Source organism: Mesorhizobium sp. WSM4819, assembly GCF_055811215.1.
The window spans coordinates 321348-343830 of the sequence record NZ_JBVVQO010000002.1 but is presented as its reverse complement, the minus strand read 5'-3'; the positions used below and the strand labels follow the sequence as shown (position 1 = coordinate 343830).

Here is a 22483-nt window from a genome sequence, read left to right as displayed (position 1 = left end):
TCGCAGCCGCTGGGCCTGACGGCTCAGTTCTTGTCGACCGGCTTCGAGCGCATGCGCGAAACGGTCTCGCGTTCGGCCCGCTTCGAACGCATTGGCGGCAGGCCGCGGTCGACCAGGTCCATGTCTTCCAGCACCATGTCGCCCATGCGCTTGAAAGCGATGTCGAGCGCGCCGGCCCGGTGGGCGGAGCGCAGGAAGCCGGGCAGCGTGCGGACAGGATGGTTCTGCGCCAGCGGCTCTTGCGGAAACACATCGCTGGCGGCGACGATGTGGCCGCTGCGAACTGCGTCCATCAGCGCCGGAAAATCGACCACGCCGGCACGGCTGAGCAGGATGAAGGCGGCTCCTTTGCGCATCCTGGCAAAGGCCTCAGTGCCGAGAAAACCCTGGTTTTCGCTGGTCACCGAAGCGACGACGAAGACGAAATCGCTACTCGACAAAACCGTGTCGAGGGAAGCCGGCTCGACGCCGTTCTCGATCAGGATCGAGGGCGGCAGCCACGGATCGAAGACCTTGGTCCGCGTGCGAAAGCCCGACAGCAGCCGGTTGAGCACACGGCCGAGATCGCCGAAGCCGATGATACCGACATCCGCGCCGGAGAGAAGCCGCGCCGCCCGGTTGCCCTCGCCGCCCCACAGCTCCTTGCCCTGACGAAACGCAAGATCGGCGTCGACGATGTCGCGGGCGAGGTTGAGCGCCATGGCAAGACCGAGCTCGGCCACCGGCTCGGCAAACACCATGCCGGTGGTGACGACATGGATGCCGCGCGAAAACAGCGTTTCATACGGCATGTTGTTGATGAGGTTGCTCTCGACATTGAAGACACAGCGCAGCGCCGTCATCCTTTCCAGCGTCTCCGGCGCGATCGGCGGCTGGCCGACGATATAGCGCGCCTCGGCGAGCACATCGTGTGCCAGGGCCGCGACGCCTTCTGGCGACGTTTCGACGATACGGTATCTGGCGCGGAATCTCGCCAGTGCCTCGGGCGTGAAAATCAGGTCGAGCGTGCGTGGCTCGGGCGCGCTGATCACCAGCGGCAACGCGCTGTCGGACATGGCAGCCTCCTCCTGGCGCGATCCGCGTCGCGCCGCACTAGAATCATGGTTTACCACCTCGACACCCAAGCAGGCTTGCCGGGCTTCGCCTGCCGGGTTTGTGTTTGTCGCAGGTTTTTATCGGAAAACCATCGAACACTTTTCCGAAACCTGCTTAGCACATGCCTGTCGAGGAGCAGAACTTTGCCGCTGGCGGCCTTGCGGTGTGGCGGCTGGTGGTCCAGATAGACGGCAATCGAAGGACAAGGAAGACAGCGACATGATCCCGTTTCGAAAGAACCTCATCGATGGCGAGTGGGTGGGCGATGCCGGCTCCCGCAACATCAACCCTTCCAATCTCGACGACGTGGTCGGCGAATATGCATCGGGCGACGCCGAGCAGGCGCGGCAGGCCATCGCGGCGGCGAAAGCGGCATTTCCTGCGTGGTCCCGATCGGGCTTGCTGGCACGCCATGCGGTGCTGAGGAAGGCGTCGGACGAGATCACCGCGCGGAAAGATGAAATCGGCCGGGCGTTGGCGCGCGAGGAGGGCAAGACGCTGGTCGAGGGAATTGGCGAAACCGTGCGGGCCGCCCAGATCTTCGATTTCTTTGCTGGTGAGACGCTGCGCCTGTCGGGCGAGCTGGTTCCAAGCGTGCGGCCGGGCGTCGGTGTCGAGATCACACGCGAAGCGGTCGGCGTCGTCGGCATCATCACACCGTGGAATTTCCCGATCGCCATCCCGGCGTGGAAAATAGCTCCTGCCCTGGCCCACGGCAACACCATCGTCTTCAAGCCGGCCGAGCTGGTTCCGGAGAGCGCCTGGACCATTGTCGACATATTGCACCGCGCCGGCCTGCCTAAGGGTGTGCTCAATCTCGTCATGGGCAAGGGTTCGGTAGTCGGCCAGGCCATGCTCGACAGCCCTGACCTCAATGCCATCACCTTCACCGGCTCGGTCGGCACCGGCAAGCGCGTGGCTGCCGCCAGCGTCGAGCACATGCGCAAGTACCAGCTCGAAATGGGCGGCAAGAACCCGCTCGTCGTGCTCGACGATGCAGACCTAGCCGTCGCCGTCGACTGCGCGATCAATGGCGCATATTTCTCGACCGGCCAGCGCTGCACGGCGTCGTCCCGCCTGGTCGTGACGGACGGCATCCATGACCGCTTCGTCGATGCGATGAAAGATCGCCTCGCCAAGCTGGTCGTCGGCGACGCCCTCGATGCGAAAACCCAGATCGGACCCGTCGTCGACCAGAGCCAGTTGAAACAGGACGAAGACTATATCGCCATCGGCCGCCAGGAAGGCGCCGATCTCGCCTTCGGCGGCGAGCGGCTCGATCGCGAAACCCGCGGCTTCTACCTGCAACCGGCGCTGTTCACGCAAGCCACCAACGCCATGCGCATTTCACGCGAGGAGATTTTTGGGCCGGTCGCCAACGTCATCCGCGTCAAGGACTATGACGAGGCCTTGGCGGTGGCCAACGACACGCCGTTCGGGCTGACGTCGGGCATCTGCACCTCGAGCCTCAAGCACGCCACGCATTTCAAGCGCAACTCGGAGGCCGGCATGGTGATGGTCAATCTGCCGACGGCGGGCGTTGACTTCCACGTGCCTTTCGGCGGACGCAAGGGATCGAGCTACGGCCCGCGCGAGCAAGGCCGCTACGCAGCGGAATTCTACACTACGGTAAAGACCGCCTACACGTTCGCCGGCTAAGTAAATCAAGCCAGACGAAATCGAACGGCCTTCCCAGCGAGCGCGAGTTGCCGGGAAGGCGAACGTCTTCGTGGCCGAAACGACAGCGACCACTGGGCGCTAATGCATGTCGCGCACATGCATGGAACAGCAACCTAAAGCGCGTCGCAGGAGGCCGCTAAAACGCGGCGCGTTTTAGCCGACATTCAGCAGGGGTCCTTGCGAGGAGGGCTCGCCGGCTGCGACAGCCAGCCGCCGGAGAACCCGGCCTTGCACAGGCCGCGACGGATATGCGGGCTCGACCGCATCAGCTCCCAGATCAGCCGCGAGCGGTGGTTTTCAATCATCAGCACGACGATGCCTTGGTCCAGTCCATAGTGCGCATCCGATATCCAGCCGCTCGGCCCGAACTTCCGCCGGTTCGCCAGCGTCGGGTTGAAGCCGCTCGGCATCCTGAAACCGTCGACCACCTCAGGGTGGCGTTCTCTGAGGTGGCGCAGCGCAGGCAGGCAGATTTCCGGCGCGAAGGGCAGCGATGCGAGATACGACCACGGCGCAATCGTTCCGTCATCGGGGCCGAACGGTGCGCCACGCGCTGCATAGCCGGAAAATTTGCGCGGCCGCCGCTCGATCCGCGCGCGGAATTTGCCGGGTCCGTCACCCGCCGAAAGGCCCCAAAGTGCTTCGCCGTAGCCGTCATAGCCAGAGGGGTTGTGCCGCGCATAGTCCCGGTGAAGGTAGGTCGCGCGGCGGCTGTTTTCGAAATAGTCCGAGTTCTTGTCCCGCATGAACGCATCTCGGATGCCATCGAAGTCGATCCAGGCATGTGAGAACTGGTGCATGAACAGCGGGCCGCCATAGAGAACGTCGTAGCCGTAGATGTTTTCCCACTGATATGTCGCGGTCCAGCCGGCATAGCTGTCGTCCGAGGCTGGCTTGTCGGGGGCGGCCATTGCCAGGACGTAAAGGATCGTCGCTTCGTTGTAGCCTTCCCAGCCATAACGCAGAAAGCCGCTCTTCGGCTTCCAGCCCTGTCGCAAGGTCGGTCTGCTGCCTTGAATCCATCGCCAGTCGACGCGTCGGTAGAGCATTTCCGCCAGCTCGCGGATTTCGGTTTCGTCGTCAGTGTCGCCTGTGAAAAAGGCGCCAGCCGTGAGCACGCCGGCCATCAGCAGCGCCGTGTCAACCACCGACAACTCGCATCGCCAGGCGCGCAGGCCGGTCCGCATGTCAAGGAAATGGTAGTAAAAGCCTTTGTGGCCGGTGACGTCGTCGCCATCGCCTTGCCGGCTGTTCCAGAAGAAACGCAGTGCGGCAAGCGTCAGCTTCACGGCTGCGTCTCGTGCTATCCAGCCGCGCTCGACCCCGACCGGATAGCAGGACAGGGCGAAGCCGACGACCGCGATGCTTGCCGGCCAATTTGGCCGCGACGTGTCGGCAACCAGTCCGTTTTCCGCATTCACGGTTTCCAGAAAATAGCCGAAGGCGGCGCGCTGGAAGCGGTCGAGCAGTTCTTCGTCGGACTGTGGAGGTTCGATCCTAAGCAAACGACGGGAACTCCAGTCCGGCGTCCGTGGTTGCAAATCGTTCCAGTTGCTTCAATAGGTCGCCCGGCCGCCGGAAACGTCGAAAACGGCAGCCGTCGTAAAGGAACATTCCTCGGAAGCGATCCACGAGATCAGCGCCGCCACCTCCTCGACCTCGCCAAACCGCGCCATTGGTATTTTCGACAGCATGAAATCGATGTGCTGCTGGCTCATCTGCTGGAAGATCGCGGTGCGCACCGCTGCCGGCGTGACGCAGTTCACCGTCACCTTGGTCTTCGCCAGTTCCTTGCCCAGCGACTTGGTCAGGCCGATCACCGCCGCCTTCGAGGTGCTGTAGGCAGAGGCATTCGGGTTTCCCTCCTTGCCGGCGATCGAAGCGATGTTGACGATCCTGCCGTAATTGCGCTCGAGCATGTGCGGAACCAGCGCCTTGTTGCAGTAGAAGACGCCGTTGATGTTGATGTCGATGACCCGGTGCCAATCCTCCACCGAATAGTCCCAGGTCGTCATGTTCGGTCCGGTGATGGCCGCGCTGGTGACCAGGATATCGACCGCGCCAAGGGCTTCGATCGTCTGCCGGGCGGCCTGTGCGACCGCTACGGGATCGGCGACGTCGACGGTCACGCCGTGCAAGTCGGCGATGACAGCCTTGGCCTGCTCGATCTGGGTGGAGTTGCGATCCCAGACGCAAACGCGCCCGCCCTCTTCAACGATTCGTTGCGCGACGGCCAGGCCGATGCCTGAGGCGCCACCGGTGACCACGGCCGATCGTCCGGCAAACCGTCCCGCAAAACTCATTGGCATATGGTCTCCCTCATTTGCCCGCCCCGACGGGCGCTGGCGACACCGCCGGCGGCGAATGTGAAGTCAACAGCGGAGAAGTTCAAGCCGGGGACTGGAGCCTCGAACAGGTTCATGGCGGGCCAGGAGCAGGCGGTTGAGAGCCGCTCTTGGCTACGACCTGACCATTCGATGCTGGGGCTGCCGTCTCTGCAAGGCGACTTCCACGCGCACAGTTCAAACGTTCTTGATCGACTTCCAATGGCTCAGCCGCTCCGCGATCAACTCCACTCGTCGCTGGTTGTCGCGCCCGTCCAGGATGCTCAAGTCCTCCGGTTCGGCGCGCAAGTAGACGCCTGAGGTGCGCGCGTTCAGTTTTGGCTGCGTGTCGGCGCGTGTGGTAAAGTACCCGGACGCGCGATCGGCGGACTCCAGCCGGATCTCCCCCGTCCCGTACAACTGCGACGCGTTCGCATCCAAGGGCCGTTCTCCATTCCAAAAGTAGAAGATGCCGGCAGGCTCCTTTCTCTCCTTTACCGCCTCGCTCCAGTATCTGGCTGACAGACTGCCATTCTCTTGCCATGAGCGGCCGGCCAACTCCAACGCGCCATCGCGGTCTCGCGCGATACGCAGGAGGCTCACGGCGGACGGTTCCTTTACGGTCCGCTCCGACAGGGAAAACTGCCACCAAAGGCCCTCTATTCGGGCGACGCGGCCTTCATTTTCAACAGCTTTTCGCAGCTTTTGGTTGACCGCTCTCATCTCCGCGGCGGTCGTCGCTTCGCCATACCTCACGGACGTCAGGCCCAGGAGATCGCTTGGAAGCTTGGAACCGTTGGCATGAAGGATAAACGTTCGGCGCATTCCAAGGACTCCGCCGAAAAGGCCGGCTTCGAAGACGACATTGTCTCGCGGAGAAGCCTGAGCGGATACAGGAGCAGATGATGCTGGCAGGCTTACACTGGTCCAGTCGTCCTGGGCGAAGACGAAAGCGGCGAAGTCGACTTCCCGCGTAAGCTCGAGCAGGCGCCCCAGTGTGGTTGTCCCCGGATTGAAGGACGTCGTCCAGGGTTCCACATGCGCGATGTCTTCAAGACCGCGTGTCAGCGCCTGCAGCAGCTTTTTCTGCTTCCCCGACGAGCCCAGGAAGATTCGAGGTTTGTCCATCCGTTTGCTCCAACCCAACAGATCGGGGACGACCAGCGTCTGCCAATTGTTGGTGTGGCCATCGTCTGGTTGTCCCCGAGATAGCGTACGCGGAGGGCCTCATTCATTGCAACGGATGCAACGAATGCCGGCTGCTATTTTTCGGTCCGGTGCTGAAAGCAACTGCAAAAACAGTTCCGCGCGGCGGCCATGCCGACCCTCTCGTTAGATGCGGCGGCGATGGCTTTTGAGGGCGCCGAGAGCGATGCCCCAGCCCTGCGCCGGGATGCTCGGGTTCTTGCCGCACGGCCTGTCGTGGCCTTTTCCCGCCGTCTCGGGGCGCCTTATGGCTGTTTTTGCCTCATTTGGGTGACAGGCTGTGGGGGATGGGTTATATTGCACTGCACAATGAGAGCGTTCGCGCATGGCGCGGCGACGAATCGGCATTGAACTGCATGGACGGGAATTCGCTACCGAGATGAAGATTCCAAAATCTCTGTTGGTCGACCCGGAGAAGAGCACCGTCTACGGCGCATTTGCTGTTGCCATCTCCATTTGGGCGTTCTCCTACTCCTCGGTTTTCGGCCCGATCTTGATCCTGGCCTATTATGCGGTCTGGCTTCCCCTGATCCTGGTAAACTACCGGCGGCTGTTGCGGCATGCCTCCAGCGCGTGGCTGCCGCTGGCGTTTGCATTCTATGTCTGCCTCTCGGTGTTCTGGTCGGATGCCCCCGGCATCACGTTGAGGACGTCAATCCAGTATTGCTCCCATATCGCCTGCGCCTACATCGCCGCGCGCACCGTCAGCGTCCGGACGTTGACGATAGGCTCGCTGATCGGGATTTTTGTCGTCCTGCTCTATTCGCTCAAGGTCGGGGGTTATTCCTATGATATGCTCGACGGGACGTACAATTTCGTCGGCGCATTCAGCTCCAAGAACCAGATCGGCTTTGTCGCCTCCCTTGGCATCTATTTTTGCATTGTCTTCCTGGTTTTTCTCAGGCGCGGCCGGATAAGCTTCATCCTGACGGCGCCCATCCTCGTCCTATCGGCCTATCTTCTGATCATGGCGCATTCCGCCACCTCGACGGCTTCGATACCGGCAGTTCTCGCTCTGGTGGCTCTGCTTGCCATGGCCAAAAAGCTTCCACTCCGCTACCGACGGGTGATTTTCGTGGTCGGCGCATGCGGGCTGGTCGTGGTCACCGCGGTTGCCTTTGCAGGACTTCTGGATTTCGTCCTTGGCGCCTTCGGAAAGGATTCCACGCTCACCGGACGGACCTATCTCTGGGAGCAGGGCTGGGAAGCGGCGCAGCAGGCGCCAGTCCTCGGCGTCGGCTACGCGGCCTATTGGGTGCAGGGGTTCGCCGAGGCCGAGCGGCTCTGGAACGAATTCTACATCACAACCCGAAGCGGCTTCCACTTCCACAACACCTATATCGAAGCCCTCGTCGAGCTCGGTTATGTCGGGGCGACGCTGATTTCGCTGATCATCCTGCGCACGCTATGGGGCCATATATCGGCCCTGATATTCAGGGCAGGGCAAGCCGAGTCGGTGATTCTTGCCGGCGTGATGGTGCTTTTGTTCATTCGGTCCTTCGTTGAGATCGACACCTTCAACCCCTACATCACGGGCTCCTTCCTCCTGTATTACAGCTACTTCAAGCTGGTCAGGGTGCATGTCGCCCGTCCCCGATGGACCGCAGCGGACCTCGCGGAACCAGAAACCGCAGGGCGCTAAGCAAGGGCTAAAATATTACCTTGATTTTGGTGGCGCGCACAAAAACGCCGCCTGACAGCGCCAAGGCCAAGCAATCATCTCATCTCACAGGCAGCAGGCGAGCCTCGCCCGAGTTGGGTTTGCTGCCTGTTGATCAGGCCCTGAGGGTCAGGAGCGCGTACCATGCGAACCGCTTCACAAAGGGAAGCGTCAAAACCACTGAATCGACAGCTTTGCCAACCGTGTAGACGGTCTCCGAGATGGTTCGCGGCATCAGCGCGCTTCCTACGGAGCACAGGCCGAAATAGTCCACCTGGACATCGCTGAAATAGCGGCGGGCCAAAGCGAAGTCCGAAATCAGCAAGGGATGTTCATCAGCGGTGCGGATGAGGGGTGTCCGTTTTCTGTAGGCATTCAGGAGCGGATTGTGTCCCATCGGCTCGTAGAAGGACGCCACGCCGTTCGGCTTCAGGACACGGACCACATCGGAAAAACACCGGTCCAGGTCCAGGTGATGGATGATCCCGCGTCCATACACCAGGTCGAACTTGTTGTCCTCGAACGACATGGCTTCCGCATTCATCGCCAGGAACGTAGCGTTCGTGCTTCCAAGCGCGCTCGCCCGTTCGTTCGCCTTGTTTACCGCTACATCCGAAATATCGATCCCCGTCAGAGATCGACAAAGATCGGGCAGGTGCAGGGAATGCAGGGACCACCCGCCATCGGAGCAACCGTACTCGAGCACGTCTGCATTTTTCGAAAGCCGTTTTATCTGCTCGTCTTGACGTTCAGCGCCATGTCGAATCGTTCGATACCACTTGTCCAGGCTTCCTCTTGGATCCTCCTCCTGACTAAACCTGAGATTGTGAAATTCTCTTTCTCGACTGACGATTTCGTCCCTTGCACTGTGCATGACGAAGTCCTCCTCGGATTTGAGTTGCAGCTAAAGCACAACATTTCCTTGCGCTGTAATTACTCACGTCCCGAGTTGGCGGCAGGCTGGCTTGTCGGGCAGCGAGCACAGTGTCGACGAGTTCATGGTCGAACTCGTCCGGGTCGAACTCTTTGCCGATCGAATCTTGTTCGGCTTGATCGGATCCGCCGATCGCTCGAAGGCTTACTGGCTTGCCATTGGCACCAGCTTCACCTTGATCACGTCCCCAGGCAGCACGGGTGTATCTTCGCTGGCGGCGATTTCGCTGGTCTTGCCGTCGACCATCCGGACCAGGCCAAACGACATCGTTGGCTCTTCGCCGTCGCGATAGCCTTGTAGCGCCGGGTTCCCCGACATGGCTTCGGCCATCAGGCCGGTGTGCATGTTCATCTTGAGCATTGTTTCGGCGAGATCGGCTTCTGCCTGTTGCCGGCCAGTGGCGAGGTCGGCATTCTGGGTGTTCTCCAGATCGATGGCGTCCTGGTTGGCCTTGCTGATCGACTGCCTGGCGGTGAGGATAGCCGTTTCGTAATCCAGGATCTGTCCTTCCAGGTCGGCGATCGTTTGCTGCGAACCCAGAACCCGAGTGTTGACCACAAGGCCCTTTTGCGCCAGCGAACCGATGCCGCTGAGCTGTTCCTTTGCCAGGTCGACCTGCCGCTGCTGGTTGACGATCTTTTTCTGCAGCGAATCGATCTCGCTCTGCAGCAGCTTCTTCAAATCGTCGAGCGCCTGAAGGCGCAGTTTGAGATTCTTTTGATCGGCCGTCAGGATCGCCATCTCGTCGGCAACGATGCTTGCCAGCTTCGGATCCTCGGCCAGCTCTTTCGGCACGTCGAATGTCGGCTTGTCGGCGATCTGTGCTTCGATGCGCGCGCGCCGAACGATCAGTCGGACCCGTTGGTCCTGGAGAACGTCAAACTCGCCCTTGGCGTTGATCATGTCGCGGTCGTACCGCTGTCCTTCGGGGGCCCGCCGGACACCGCCGGCGATGCTCATCGCCCTCAGGACGGTCAGGTCGGGCACGTAGGGATACTGGCCCGGCGTCTGCACCTCCCCGGAAATGTAGAACGGCCTGTACTGCGCCATTTCGACGGAGGCTTCCGGCCGGTCCGCCAGAGCGAGCTTGCGCTGGAGCGCCTGGCTGATCGCCGCCGCGATCTCGGATGTGGTCTTGCCGGATGCCGGCATTTCGCCGACAAACGGCACCGACAATGTTCCAGCCGGGCCGATCGTGTATTCTCCGTTGACGGCCGTCCAGTCGCGGAACGTGCCTTCAACGGTCTGCCATTCGGCCACGCGGATGGTCAGCTTGTCCTGGGATCCAAGCCGGTACTCGTCGGCCGCGGCGAGTTGGGGAACGGCCAGCGCCAGCGCGAGGCAAGTGGCCATAAGCCGCATCCGTCGCATGCGATTGCTAACGGTGCCGGCCCAGGAGATTCCGAAGATGTCTGTTTTCAACTGTACGTTTTCCGATTCGCTTTAGCCCGGTCCGATGAAGCTTGCTGCAGAATGCTTGGCGTCTGGACAGTCACTCCTCCGCATACAACCGGCTGCCGGCCGGTCAATAGCAGCCTCGCGACATCCAGACGGCAGGCACGGTCTTGATGATGATGCGAATGTCCTCGAACAGCGACCAGTTCTCGACATAGTGGCGATCGAATGCGACGCGGCTGTCATAGGAAACGTCATTGCGGCCGCTGACCTGCCAGAGCCCGGTCAGGCCAGGGCGCGATTTCAGGTAATAGACGGCCGAACTGCCATAGATTTCGAGTTCGTCGCGCACCACCGGGCGAGGACCGACAAGGCTCATGTCACCCTGGAGGATGTTGATGATCTGCGGCAGTTCATCGAGGCTGAGCTTCCTCAGCACGGCCCCGACACGCGTGACGCGTGGATCGTTCTTGAGCTTGCGGGTGGCTATCCATTCGGCCTTGGCTTCCGGGTTGGCGGCAAGGTATGCCGCCAGCACCTGTTCACCATTCTGTACCATAGTGCGAAACTTGAGGCACGGGAAAATCCGTCCTCCCCGCCCGATCCGGCTGTGACCGTAGAAAATCGGCCCGCCGTCGGAGAACTTGACAAGCAGCGCGACCATTACAAACAGCGGACTGAGAGCAACCAGGCCAATCAGTGAACCGGCGATATCGAAGCTGCGTTTAAGCAGGCCGCCGATTGGTGGAAAGTCGATACCGGCCTGCGGAAAATCCGCGTCGGCCGGCTTGGCTACGTCCCTCATGCGTAAACTCCATACGTTGAACGGATGGTTTGCCGCACGATATCAAAAAAATGCTGCATCGCAACACACAATTCCTTGAGCGCCTGAAATAATCACGTCATGCATTGATTAAATAATGAACCGATCCTGCGCAAATTTTGGCCGTTTATGGCACATTCATGACAAATTATGGGCAACCTTGAAAAATTTAGTGCCTTTTTGAGGCTGATTTTGGGCGTATCGCTCTTTGCGCAGTGTGGTTGAGAAATATCGTGCTGTTGCTTTGTAAAATATAGACCGCTCTTAAAGTAAACTACTGATTAATATTGTGGCTCTTACTGAAGTGAGTCCAAACCGGCTGATTGGTCGTGATACCGGGGTGTGCATCGCAACATGGCAGACTCGATCCCCCGGAACTTATCCAAAATAATTTGCGGTTGGCCTTGCCCGCTATTGCAACCTTAATAGAGTTGCAAATTGTTTCTGTCAGAGTATGGAAAGCGTGGGAAGGCCGGAAGCAACCGGCTAAAAAAGCGGGTGGCCTCAACAAGCTCGCATGGCGAAGGGGAGGCTCGGGGTGGTCAATCATCGATTTTTGCCCGAGCAGGTTGACGGGCTGTCGGGTATGTCGCTACCAAAATTCATTATTGGCATGATCTTCGCGCTGGCGATCGTGGTCGCCTGGTCTTATCTCGAAGGCGCTTCGCTAGGCACAACGCTTTTTCGCGCCATAACCTGCGCCATTGTCATTCAACTGGGCTACTTTCTGCTCGTATTCGTCATGGTTGCCAGAAATACCTCGACGTCGGTTGATAAGATTCGCGACGCCGAACGAAAGCTGAGTTCGACCGAAGCGGCCGATGGCGAGAAGTTCAGTGCCAGGAGAAGCCTCCACTGACCTGACGGCAGGGTGCGTCGGCCAGGTCCCTGGCGGACTGCTCGCCCGACAACATCCTGGGCAACCGACTTGCGGATTTTTCCTGCAGCCTCGGATCCTCTGATTCAGCCCCTGATATTACCTAAACTCTGGCGATCGACCTGATGATCAGCGATTCGAGTGCGCTGACGGCTCCATCCAGAATGGGCAGCGACGGTGTGCGAAGCGGCCCGTCTATCCGCTGGCATTTCATCGCCCATAGATTGCGCCGATGCGACACGGAAAGGAAAGACTGGACGGGACGAATGATTTTGACGATGCTTTGCTTCGCACCTGCAGCATAAGCGCCGCTGACGCTTTTTCAAACAGACGACAGTCGTTGAGAACGAGAGCTGCATTGGACATTCAAACGGGGAAGGGCGAGGAATCGGAGCTACCTGTGCAGTCGAGAGGCGAATTGATGACAGAACCGGAAGTCTGCGTGATCATCGCCGCCCGCAACGCGGCGCGGACAATTGCGGTTGCCATAGCATCGGCCTTGCGCGAGCCGGAGGTGGCCGAAGTCGTCGTCGTCGATGACGCCTCCACTGACGATACCGCGAAAGTCGCTCGGGCGGCCGACGATGGCAGCGACAGGCTTTCCGTCATCCGGCTCGACGTCAACGGCGGTCCTTCCTCCGCCCGCAACGCCGCGATCGCCAGCTCCAAATCGCCGTTCATCAGCATTCTGGACGCCGACGATTTTTTTCTCGAGGGCAGATTTCGCGAGTTGTTCGCCAGCGCCGATTGGGATTTCGCTGCCGACAACATCATGATGATCAGGGACGATGCGGCGACCGACGTTTCGAAAATCACCGCTCCGCGGTTTTCGGCCGATCCGGAATTTCTCGATTTCGAGCGCTTCATCGAAGGCAACATCTCCAGTCGTCGTGTGCAGAGAGGTGAGTTGGGTTTCCTCAAGCCGGTGATCAGCCGCGCTTTTCTGGACCGGCATGGGCTGCGCTATGACGAAAACCTGCGGCTGGGCGAAGACTATGAACTTTACGCGCGCGCGGTTGCTTGCGGGGCGCGGTTCAAGGTCATCAGGTCCTGCGGCTACGGCGCGATCGTTCGCGCGGATTCGCTGAGCGGCCAGCACAAGACGCAGGATCTTAAGCGTCTGGCCGACGCGGATCTGGCGCTGCTTGCGATCGACAGTTTGCCGGAAGGCTCCAAGGCCGTGCTCAGAAAGCACGAACGGCAGGTACGCGACAAATATCGGTTGCGAAACTTCCTCGACGTGAAGAACGAGAGAGGGCTGACAGCGGCTGCGGCCTACGCCCTGGCCAGCCAATCCAATCTCATTCCCATCGTTCGCGGCGTGGCCGCCGACAAGTTGGATGCGCTGTTTCGCCGCGCCGGCTTTGGCTCGAAACAGCCTGTGCCGTCGCGGCGCTTTCTCATGGCCGCAACCAGCCCGGTCGGCGAGGCTTGAGCTGGTCCGCCGGCGCGCCACACCGATCATGTCAACAGGTCCTTACCCTGCCTCAAAGCGATGCGAATTTCCGATTCGCCGCACTAGGTGGTTGCCTACTCGCTTTGGGAATGGCATGTATGTTGCGGTGCAGCAATTCTGATTGGCTGTTTGAATCGGCCGAAAATGTCCGCCTGTCAGAGGAGTTGGACGATGCGACAAGAACTTTTTTGGCCCGGCCGGGCACAAGGGACAGCTTAGGCCGGCTATGACAGGAAACTGAGCGCATGGCCTCGATATTTGGCTTCAGATCAAGGGATCCGGCTCGAGACAGGCAGACCGATATCTCGCGCCTTGACCGCCTGGCAAAGCTGCTTGACCAGATCGCAGCCGAGATCGAGGCGGAGAAAAACGGGCTTGAGAATCGCTACCGGACAAAGGCCACCAACGCCGCCTTCCTGGTCGAGGCGATGGAAAATGGCGCGGCCTCCTCCAGCAGATCCTCCGAGGTCAGCGAACTGACGAAGTCGATCCTGAATTACGAGCGGCGCATCGCGGCGCTCGCCCGCCAGAACGAATTGATGAAGGGTCTCCGGCATTCGCTGGATGCCATCTTCGACGAAAGCGCCCAGCCTAGCTCGACCACCAAGGCTGATTTCGCCAACCCGGCCGCCGACACGGGGTGAAATTTCAAAGATCCTGGGTGAAGCAGGCAACCGGGGAAGCTAGCGGCAGAAGGTCAAGATCATCTCGTTTCGTCATGGTTTTGAACATCGACTTTGGGTTGCGGGGCGCACAGCACAAGGTGAGTTTGGTATGAACGCGGATTCGAAAAGCACGTCCACCCCAGCAACCGGCGACCGGCCGTTCACGCAGTTGATGAGGCAAGGGAAACTGAGGCTGCTATATTCGGGCGGTGCGTTTCTGCTGGTCGCACTCGGCTGCCTGGTTGCCGGCCCGACCCCTTCCCGTTCGCAGGACATCCCGACTGCGCCATCGTTCGTCGATGATTTCAACAGCTTCGACCGGGCGCGTTGGTACATTGCCGACGGCTGGGCGAACGGCAAGTATCAGAACTGCATCTGGTCCAAAAAACAGGTCAAGCTTTCCAATGGCATGCTGACGCTCGGTTTCGAAAAGCAGAAGCTGAAGGATCGCGATTTTGCCTGCGGCGAGGTCCAATCCAAGCAGCGCTTCGGCTATGGCACCTATGAGGCGCGGATGAAAACCGATTCAGGCCCTGGCATCAACGCCTCCTTCTTCACCTACATCGGCCCCACCGATAAGCAGCCGTGGGATGAAATCGACTTCGAGGTGCTGACCAAGGACACCTCCAAAGTGCAGGTCAACGCCTACATCGCCGGCAAGGGCAATAACGAGAAAGTGGTGGATGTAGCTGGCGGCACCGACAAGGCTTTTAACGATTACGCCTTCGTCTGGGAGAAGGACCGGCTGCGCTGGTACGTCAATGGCGAGCTGGTCAACACGATCACCGATCCGGCAAAGCTGCCCAGCCATGCGCAAAAGATATTTTTTAGCCTGTGGGGCAGCGACACGATGAAGGAATGGCTGGGGCCGTTTTCGGATCCGGGTCGCAAGCTTACCTTGCAAGTGGATCGCGTCGCATTCACGGCGCTCGGCCAGCCATGCCAATTTCCGGAATCGCTAGCATGCAGCATTAAGTAAAGACCAATCTGAACCGGCCGGGCCGAAGCGCTCCGAAGTCTTGAACAGGAATGAAATCAAATGAATTTGACGGTCTTTGGAATCGGCTATGTCGGTCTGGTGCAGGCGGCGGTGCTCGCCGAAGTCGGCCATCAGGTAGTATGCGTCGACATCGACGCGAAAAAGGTGGAGCGGCTCAATCAGGGCCTCATCCCGATTTTCGAGCCCGGGCTCGAAAACCTCGTCAAGGAGAACCATGCGGCCGGCCGCATCAAGTTCACCACCGACGCCGCGGCCGCCGTCAAGCATGGCCAGATCCAGATGATCGCTGTCGGCACGCCTCCGGGCGAGGATGGTTCGGCCGATCTCAAATATGTGCTGGCCGTTGCCGAGGCCATCGGCCGGGAGATGGCCGCGCCCAAGATCGTCGTCGGCAAGTCGACCGTGCCGGTCGGCACCTGCGAAAAGATAAAGGCCAGGATCGCCGCGACGCTGAAGGCGCGGGGCCGCGAGGATCTGACTTTCGACGTCGCCTCCAATCCGGAATTCCTCAAGGAAGGCTCCGCGGTGGCCGACTGCATGAAGCCCGACCGCATTATCGTCGGCACCGGCAGCGAGGACACCGAGGCGGTGATGCGTGAGCTTTACGCTCCATTCAACCGCAACCACGAGAAGATGATCGTGATGGATGTGCGCAGCGCCGAGTTCACCAAATACGCGGCCAATTGCATGCTGGCAACCAAGATCAGCTTCATGAACGAAATGGCCAATCTGGCCGAGGAACTCGGCGCCGACATCGAGGAGGTCCGCAAGGGCATCGGCAGCGATCCGCGCATTGGCTACCACTTCATCTATCCGGGCCTCGGTTACGGCGGCTCGTGCTTCCCCAAGGATGTGCGCGCCCTGATCAAGACCGCCGAAGGCGTCAAATTCGATGCCAAGCTGCTGCGCGCCGTCGAGGAACGCAACAACGAACAGAAATCGGTCCTGTTCGACAAGGTGAACCGCTGTTTCAACGGCAATCTGAAGGGCAAGACTTTTGCGCTGTGGGGCCTGGCGTTCAAGCCCAATACCGACGACATGCGTGAGGCGCCGGCTCGGGTCTTGATGGAAGCGCTGTGGAAGGCCGGCGCCAAAGTGCAGGCTTACGATCCCGAGGCGATGCAGGAATGCCAGGCCGTCTACGGACTGCGCGAGGATCTGCTGTTGTGCGGGACCAAGGAGGCAGCGCTGCGTGGCGCCGATGCGCTCATGATCGCCACCGAGTGGAAGAATTTTAAGGCACCGTCGTTCGACGCGATCAAGAATGCGCTGTCCACGCCGATCATCTTCGATGGTCGAAACCTCTACGACCCCAAGGTCATCGCTCGCTACGGCATCGAATATCACTCGATCGGCAGGATGGCGGCGTGAGATCAGGCGGGACAGGCCGGTGGCTAGGACATCAAGGACGATCGCGAAGGCTTCGATGAACGCGCTCGTGTCAACAAGGGGTCTTCTCTGATGGTGCTGGGCATCAGGCCGGAACAGATCGCCAACGAGCATTTCGATCTTGTCGCAGTCGGTTCCGGTTTCGGTTCGGCCTTCTTCCTGCATGCGTTCGCCAAGCAGCGAAAGGCACGCATTCTGGTTCTGGAATGGGGCGGGCACAACACGCATGAATGGCAGCTCGAGCAGAACGTCAACACCGACATCGAGGACAAGACCACCTACAAGACCAACTCTGACAAGCCGTGGAATTACACCATCGGATTGGGTGGCGGAACGAATTGCTGGTTCGCCCAGACGCCGCGCTTTCACCCGAACGACTTCAGGCTGAAAAGCCTCTATGGCGTCGGTAACGACTGGCCGATCAGCTATGACGAGCTCGAGCCGTTTTACTGCGATGCAGAGGACGTCATGTCGATTTCAGGCGACCCCGACATGGCGGCGATGATGCCGCGTTCCAGGCCATTTCCCCAGCCACCGCATCACATGTCGACGCCGGACCGGATGATGAAAGCGGCGCAGCCGGACCAGCATTTTGTCATGCCGACAGCCCGCGCGCGCGTGCCGACCGCGCAACGGTCTTCTTGCTGCGCCAACTTGCGATGCGGATTATGCCCGGTCGATGCCAAATTCACCGCCAACAATGGCCTGATGCACCTCTTCGAGCATCCCGACGTTTCGGTCTGCCTTGGCGCTGAAGTGCGCCGGCTCGACCATATCGGCGGTTCGGTCCGTTCGGTCGCATTCGTGCATGAGGGCAAGGAATATTCGGTCAGCGGCGATCTTTTCATACTGGGCGCCAATGCCATCCAGAGCCCGGCGATCATGTTGCGGTCCGGCCTGTCGGGCGAATTCGTCGGGCGCGGCCTGCACGAATCCTACGGATGGAATTTCGAAGCCTATCTCGACGGTGTCGACAATTTCGACGGAAGCACCATCACCACCGGCTTGAATTTCGGCCTTTATGACGGCGCTCACAGATCGGACCATGCGGCGGCGCTGGTCTATTTCGAAAACCGCTGGCAGCACGGGATGCGCCCTGAAAAGGGACGTGTCCGTCAGACGCTTCCCATCATCATTGTTACCGAAGACCTGCTCGACCCGGAAAATCTCGTGATTCTCGACGAGGATGAAAACGCCTTCGTCAGTTTCGCGGGAGCATCCGACTATGCGGTCAAGGGCATGGCGCGGGCAAAGGAGAAATTGGCGGCGCTTCTGGCGCCGCTGCCGGTCGAAGAGATCTTCGATCGCGGCATCCGGCGCACCGAGTCGCATGTCCAGGGCACGTTGCGGATGGGCTCGAGCCCGGCGGATTCGGTGGTCGATCGGGACATGATCCACCATCAGCTCAGGAACCTGGTTGTCGTCGGCTCGAGCACATATCCAAGCTGTTCCTGCGCCAACCCGAGCCTGACGGCGGCAGCCCTCTCCCTGCGGGCGGCGAGCCGGATAGCAGGAAAGGAAATGGCCGGATGACCAAGGTTTCGCGACGCGCGGCACTGGCCATCATGGCTGGCGGAGTTGCTTCGACCGGCATCGCCTACGCCACCGTTTCCTCGCTTTCGGACGAAGACCTGGTGCGCGTCACACTCGAAAGATATTTCGGCAGGCTGAACATGCGCATCGAACATTTGCAGCAGTTCGTCCTGGAATTCCAGAAGCGGAACCCCTGGATATTTCCAAACACAAAGCTGGGCGATGCTGTCACTGTGCTTGAGGCGCTGAAATTGGGCGCCGCACGCCGGTTTCTGCCCGAACAGAAAAAACAGGACCTGAGGCATTTCGACCGCTGGGTCATTGCCGAGTTCCATATGCTGACCGACTACGCCCGGCGCAGTTCGCCAGCCGACCCGGTCCGGTTCACCGGATGGCAGCCGTGTACCAATCCGTTCGCCAATTTGGAGACGCAGCAGGATGCTTGAAGCGGGTCGCAAGCCAGCATCCGTAAATAAGCCGCGCGTCATTGCCCGTAAACTTGAGAATGCGACAAGGAGCCGAAACCATGAAAGTGCTTTTTGCAGGCGGTAACGGTTACACGCCCCAGTTCAGCGGCGGTGTCCAGTCCAGCACCCATCACCTTGCCGAACAGTTGCGCGAGCACGGGCATGAGGCTTCGGTGCTCGCCGCCCTGTTCGGCCAGGGCGTCTTCGGCTACAAGGCGCGCGCCAAGATGAAACTTTTGAGGCAGCGCGCTGTCATCGACAGCTTTCCGGGCTATCCGGTCGTGCGCGCCTGGTTTCCCTGGGAGGCGGCGGGTTTCGCCGTCGAAAAGCTGAGGCCGGATGTCGCCGTGGTCCAGTGCCACAAGTCGGTTCCGATCGGCAAGGCGCTGCAGGCCGAAGGCGTGCCGCTGGTCGTCTATCTCAGGAATGTCGAGTTCCACGAATTGGGCGGCGATCTGCGCGAGTTGCATTCGGCGCTCTACATAGCCAATTCCGAGTTCACGGCGCGCACCTACAAGGCAAAATTCGATATCGATTCGACGGTTATACCGCCGACCATCAATCCCGCGCTCTACCGCACGCCGACGACAGGCGAGTTTGTCACGCTGATCAACCCCTATGAGGAAAAAGGTTTCGAGCTTGCGGTGCGCATCGCCGCCGCCTGCTCTGAAATCCCGTTCCTGTTCGTCGAAAGCTGGAAGCTTGACGATGATCATCGGGCCCGGATCGAGCAGACGATCGCGCCGCTCGGCAACGTCACCCTGGAGAGCCGGACCAACGACATGAAGACGGTCTACGGCCGCACGAAAATCCTGCTGGCTCCCAGCAAATGGGAAGAGGCCTGGGGTCGGGTGGCGTCGGAAGCCCATTGCAGCGGCATTCCAGTCGTCGGCTCGCGTCGTGGCGGCCTGCCCGAAGCGATCGGCTCCGGTGGCGTGGTGCTGGATTACGATGCCCCACTCGCCGACTGGGTGGCAGTGGTCAGGCGTCTGTGGACCGACAGCCTGGAATATGGGCGGCTTTCAGCGGCGGCGCGTGCATTCTCCGAGCGCCCGGAACTCGATCCGGCGGGTCAATTCGCGACCTTCTTCTCGATGCTGGAGAGGGCGACACAACAGCCTTCGCGGCAAGCCGCCTAACCCATGTCGCGCAAAAGCATGCGCTCGGGCCTGACCCTGGGCGGCCTGACCCGAGGGTGCGTAGCGGTTTGTCGCGTGACGCGCTTTAAGTCCCGAAACCCGGGTTCAAGCCGGTCGTTTGACCCGGCTTTTGAGCGTCTCGTAACCGCGTTCGCCAAGCAGCGTGCGCGCGACGGTCTTGATTGCCGTCTTGCGCCCGTCAGGCGAACTGATCTGCCTTAACCTGCCCGGAAGGTTGCGCGCCGCCTGTCCAAGTGCCGGAAGTGACAGCGTGTCAGGATAAATTACCAGATGCGTTTCAACGCACAGCACCGGCTTGCCGGAAAGCTCGGCGATCTTGAGGGCCTGCTGGTGCTCGCTTTCGATGAACAGGATGGCATCGGATTTGCGGTAGAAATCGGCTTTGAAACTGCCATGCACGCCAAGCCGTTGCCGTTCAGCCTTGCTCGGCAGGTCAAGCATGATCAGCTTGTCGTATTCTATGCCGTGCTTTGCCAGCCATGCTTCGGTAAGCGTGCGGTATTTCTCGAGCCGGCTGGTGACGAGCCAGCCGATCTTGCGGGTCGGGCCAAACAGAGGCAGCGCTTCGCCCAGGAATTTCTCATAGGCGGGGCCGTCGTCATTCTCTGCTTCGGTCGGGTCCAGGCAAAGCACGCCGTCAATGTCGACGCAGCTTTGCGCGAGGAATTTGTGGTGCATGAAGTTCCATTGGAACATCCTTGGATGCGGCACGACCTCGAGGACGATGTCGGTTTCCTCGTGTTGGGACAGCAGGCCGAACACCGCGGCAAAGGTGAAGTCCGCCTTGATGCCGGCAGCCCCTACCCGGCTGCGCGCCTCTCTCATGGCAGCGCCGCCGCTGACGCTGTCGTCGATCACCAGGACCTTGCGCATATCGGTCGCCTGGCGGTCGAGCGCGGCGCGCCGTTTGGTGACGCCCGAAGTATAGATCTTTCCGGCCAGGAAACTGTCCAGGTCGGTCATCGGAATGTTCGCCGTCAGGCTGAGCAGGGTGGCGGCGAGAATGCCGCTTCGCGGGACCCCGACCACCAGGTCGATGTCGCGCGGCAACCGGTGAAGGTTTCTGACAATCGCATCATTCATGTCGGAGATCGATCGGTAGTGCATGGGATCAGACCTGGTCCTCGTATGGATGTCCGTGCAAAGTTACTTCGCCTCGCTTGGTGCGGCCTTAGGCGCCCGCGCCGGCAGCAGTTTTAGGGCCTCCCGCAACGCCTCGCGGCCGGAAGCAAACGCCAGCGCGGTCATGACCGTGATCATGTAGGACAGCGCCACGGCGCTCGCCATCGCGAAGATGTGCTGTTGCGGCAGCAACGGCTTGGCGAACCAGATCGCGGCAAGCGCCAGATGCGCGCCAAGCACGAAGGGCGTTGCCGCGCGAAGCATATGGCTTGCCCGCAGCGGCCCGGTCTTTCCGATATACAGCCACAGAAAAGGCGTTCTGAGATACTCGCTCACCGCATAGGCGATCGCCACGCCCAGCGCGCCATAGGGCAGGCCGATCAGGAAGGCCAGCACCGACGTCAAAGCTGTTATGATGCCCCAGCGCATGAAATCGCCCGAGCGGCCCTGGCTGATGAAAAGCCATCCCGCCGGGTTGTTGAGCGGCTGCAGCAGACCGGCAAAACCGAGCGCCAGGAAGATGCTGGAACTCTGCCGCCACTGCTCGCCGAGCACGAACGGTATCAGCACGTCGGCCATGGCGATGGCGAAGGCGACACCCGGAAGTGCGACCAGCAATATCAGCGGCATGACGCGAAGATAAGCGCTGCGGTAGCGATCCGGCTCGTCCTTCAGCCTGGAAAGAGCCGGCACCATGACCTTCGACAGCGGATTGGTGATCTGGCTCAACGGAAACAGAAGCAGCTTGTAGGCGCGGTCATAGAGTCCAAGCTGCGCTTCGCCCCAGTATTTTCCGATCAGCACATTGTCGAGATTTCGGGCAAAGAAGTTGGCGAAGTTGAACCCGGTGATGCCGGCGCCGAAATTGATCAGCTCGCTAATGCCGTTGACCTTGCGCGGCAGGCTGGGGCGCCATCGCGAGTTTGCCCAGTAGCAAAGCGTGGGCAGTACGGCTGCTGTCAGGGTGCCGGCAAAAAGCGCCCAGTAGGAACGGTCGATGAAAGTCCAGGCGATCGATACGGCAAGGCCGGCAATGCCACTTGCGACGTCGATGATGGCCAAGCGGGCGAACTGCATTCGGCGTGTCAACAGCGCCAGATGCTGGGCGCCCAGCCCATAGGCTATGATCTGCAACCCGAGTGCTGCCACCAGACCAGACACCCGCGGTTCGCCATAGAAGGCGGCGACCAGAGGCGCCGCGCCGGCAAGCACGCAGGCGAGCAATGCGCTAACCGCGACATTGACCCAGAAGAGGTAATTGACCTCTTCATGCTTGATTCCGCTTTTCTGAACCGTCGCCTGGGTCAGGCCGAAATCCTGGAACAGCGCGATGAACGCCAGCACAGGCGCGCACATCGCCACGACGCCGAAGTCCTGCGGCGAGAGCAGGCGCGACAGCACGATGACGGAGACGATCTGCGTCGCAACCCGCACCGATTGCGCCAAAGCCGTAATGATAGCGCCGCGTCCGACCGATCTGCGGAGAGAGCCCTCTGGCGGGTCGAATGCATTGGCTTGCAAATTAAGGGTCCCTGATTTTCGTGCCGGTCCCGGAGTCCCGACCCATGCCCGATGCCACCATCAAACTACGGCAATAATATTGCAGCGCAACAAAAAACATTGATTTTTGCTACGCTGCACCAAAAATGTTGCGATGCAGCACGAGCTGTACTAGGATTCTTTCGGGTGGGCCAACA

General features: G+C 60.3%; 19 protein-coding genes. 10 read left to right on the top strand and 9 right to left on the bottom strand.

What is annotated here, in order from left to right; translation table 11 throughout:
• Nucleotides 1–23: 23 nt before the first annotated feature.
• The gene (locus AC0L18_RS03690; protein ID WP_473490650.1) at nucleotides 24–1055 is read right to left on the bottom strand and encodes a hydroxyacid dehydrogenase; all 1032 of its coding nucleotides are present in this window, start codon (nucleotides 1053–1055) and stop codon (nucleotides 24–26) included.
• 262 nt (nucleotides 1056–1317) lie between these two features.
• Here AC0L18_RS03690 and AC0L18_RS03685 point away from each other — a divergent pair, with 262 nt between their 5' ends.
• Nucleotides 1318–2754, top strand: coding sequence for an aldehyde dehydrogenase family protein (locus AC0L18_RS03685; RefSeq protein ID WP_473490684.1), 1437 nt, complete (start codon nucleotides 1318–1320; stop codon nucleotides 2752–2754).
• Between the two features lie 185 nt (nucleotides 2755–2939).
• Here AC0L18_RS03685 and AC0L18_RS03680 read toward each other — a convergent pair whose 3' ends face one another.
• The 3 genes from AC0L18_RS03680 to AC0L18_RS03670 form a co-directional block, all read right to left on the bottom strand.
• Nucleotides 2940–4280, bottom strand: a complete 1341-nt coding sequence (locus AC0L18_RS03680; RefSeq protein ID WP_473490649.1) for a glucoamylase family protein — start codon at nucleotides 4278–4280, stop codon at nucleotides 2940–2942.
• Between the two features lie 51 nt (nucleotides 4281–4331).
• Complete coding sequence (locus AC0L18_RS03675) at nucleotides 4332–5084, bottom strand: SDR family NAD(P)-dependent oxidoreductase (RefSeq protein WP_091592787.1); 753 nt, start codon at nucleotides 5082–5084, stop codon at nucleotides 4332–4334.
• Between the two features lie 213 nt (nucleotides 5085–5297).
• Nucleotides 5298–6227 carry a TIR domain-containing protein gene (locus tag AC0L18_RS03670; RefSeq protein WP_236379044.1) on the bottom strand — a complete coding sequence of 310 codons (930 nt, stop codon included), beginning with the start codon at nucleotides 6225–6227 and terminating at the stop codon, nucleotides 5298–5300.
• 457 nt (nucleotides 6228–6684) lie between these two features.
• Between AC0L18_RS03670 and AC0L18_RS03665 the strand changes: the two genes are divergently transcribed.
• A complete protein-coding gene (locus AC0L18_RS03665; protein ID WP_473490683.1) occupies nucleotides 6685–7947 on the top strand; it encodes an O-antigen ligase family protein in 1263 nt (420 codons plus the stop codon).
• Nucleotides 7948–8080: 133 nt separating this feature from the next.
• On the opposite strand, the gene AC0L18_RS03660 is transcribed toward AC0L18_RS03665, so the two are convergent.
• From AC0L18_RS03660 to AC0L18_RS03650, 3 genes are all read right to left on the bottom strand, one after another.
• A complete protein-coding gene (locus AC0L18_RS03660) occupies nucleotides 8081–8839 on the bottom strand; it encodes a class I SAM-dependent methyltransferase (protein WP_473490648.1) in 759 nt (252 codons plus the stop codon).
• 204 nt (nucleotides 8840–9043) lie between these two features.
• Nucleotides 9044–10252, bottom strand: a complete 1209-nt coding sequence (locus AC0L18_RS03655) for a polysaccharide biosynthesis/export family protein (protein WP_473490647.1) — start codon at nucleotides 10250–10252, stop codon at nucleotides 9044–9046.
• Between the two features lie 172 nt (nucleotides 10253–10424).
• Nucleotides 10425–11099, bottom strand: coding sequence for a sugar transferase (locus tag AC0L18_RS03650; RefSeq protein ID WP_473490646.1), 675 nt, complete (start codon nucleotides 11097–11099; stop codon nucleotides 10425–10427).
• A 556-nt stretch (nucleotides 11100–11655) separates the two neighbouring features.
• On the opposite strand from AC0L18_RS03650, the gene AC0L18_RS03645 reads away from it, so the two are divergent.
• From AC0L18_RS03645 to AC0L18_RS03610, 8 genes are all read left to right on the top strand, one after another.
• Complete coding sequence (locus tag AC0L18_RS03645) at nucleotides 11656–11976, top strand: exopolysaccharide production repressor exox (protein ID WP_473490645.1); 321 nt, start codon at nucleotides 11656–11658, stop codon at nucleotides 11974–11976.
• 439 nt (nucleotides 11977–12415) lie between these two features.
• Nucleotides 12416–13429, top strand: a complete 1014-nt coding sequence (locus AC0L18_RS03640) for a glycosyltransferase family 2 protein (RefSeq protein ID WP_473490644.1) — start codon at nucleotides 12416–12418, stop codon at nucleotides 13427–13429.
• Nucleotides 13430–13695: 266 nt separating this feature from the next.
• The gene (locus AC0L18_RS03635) at nucleotides 13696–14094 is read left to right on the top strand and encodes a hypothetical protein (RefSeq protein WP_292404917.1); all 399 of its coding nucleotides are present in this window, start codon (nucleotides 13696–13698) and stop codon (nucleotides 14092–14094) included.
• Nucleotides 14095–14224: 130 nt separating this feature from the next.
• Complete coding sequence (gene exoK, locus AC0L18_RS03630) at nucleotides 14225–15094, top strand: endo-1,3-1,4-beta-glycanase ExoK (protein ID WP_473490643.1); 870 nt, start codon at nucleotides 14225–14227, stop codon at nucleotides 15092–15094.
• Nucleotides 15095–15154: 60 nt separating this feature from the next.
• The gene (locus AC0L18_RS03625) at nucleotides 15155–16486 is read left to right on the top strand and encodes a UDP-glucose dehydrogenase family protein (protein ID WP_473490642.1); all 1332 of its coding nucleotides are present in this window, start codon (nucleotides 15155–15157) and stop codon (nucleotides 16484–16486) included.
• 90 nt (nucleotides 16487–16576) lie between these two features.
• Complete coding sequence (locus AC0L18_RS03620) at nucleotides 16577–18037, top strand: GMC oxidoreductase (RefSeq protein ID WP_473490641.1); 1461 nt, start codon at nucleotides 16577–16579, stop codon at nucleotides 18035–18037.
• Complete coding sequence (locus AC0L18_RS03615; protein ID WP_023796742.1) at nucleotides 18034–18483, top strand: hypothetical protein; 450 nt, start codon at nucleotides 18034–18036, stop codon at nucleotides 18481–18483. Before AC0L18_RS03620 ends, AC0L18_RS03615 begins: the two co-directional genes overlap by 4 nt.
• Before the next feature lie 80 nt (nucleotides 18484–18563).
• Nucleotides 18564–19643: a glycosyltransferase gene (locus AC0L18_RS03610; protein WP_023796741.1), complete on the top strand. Its 1080-nt coding sequence runs from the start codon at nucleotides 18564–18566 to the stop codon at nucleotides 19641–19643.
• Between the two features lie 105 nt (nucleotides 19644–19748).
• Here the strand turns inward: AC0L18_RS03610 and AC0L18_RS03605 are convergent, their stop codons facing one another.
• Together AC0L18_RS03605 and AC0L18_RS03600 are read right to left on the bottom strand one after the other, a co-directional pair.
• The gene (locus tag AC0L18_RS03605) at nucleotides 19749–20771 is read right to left on the bottom strand and encodes a phosphoribosyltransferase (protein ID WP_473490640.1); all 1023 of its coding nucleotides are present in this window, start codon (nucleotides 20769–20771) and stop codon (nucleotides 19749–19751) included.
• A gap of 39 nt (nucleotides 20772–20810) precedes the next feature.
• Nucleotides 20811–22307 carry a lipopolysaccharide biosynthesis protein gene (locus AC0L18_RS03600; protein WP_473490639.1) on the bottom strand — a complete coding sequence of 499 codons (1497 nt, stop codon included), beginning with the start codon at nucleotides 22305–22307 and terminating at the stop codon, nucleotides 20811–20813.
• Nucleotides 22308–22483: the final 176 nt, after the last annotated feature.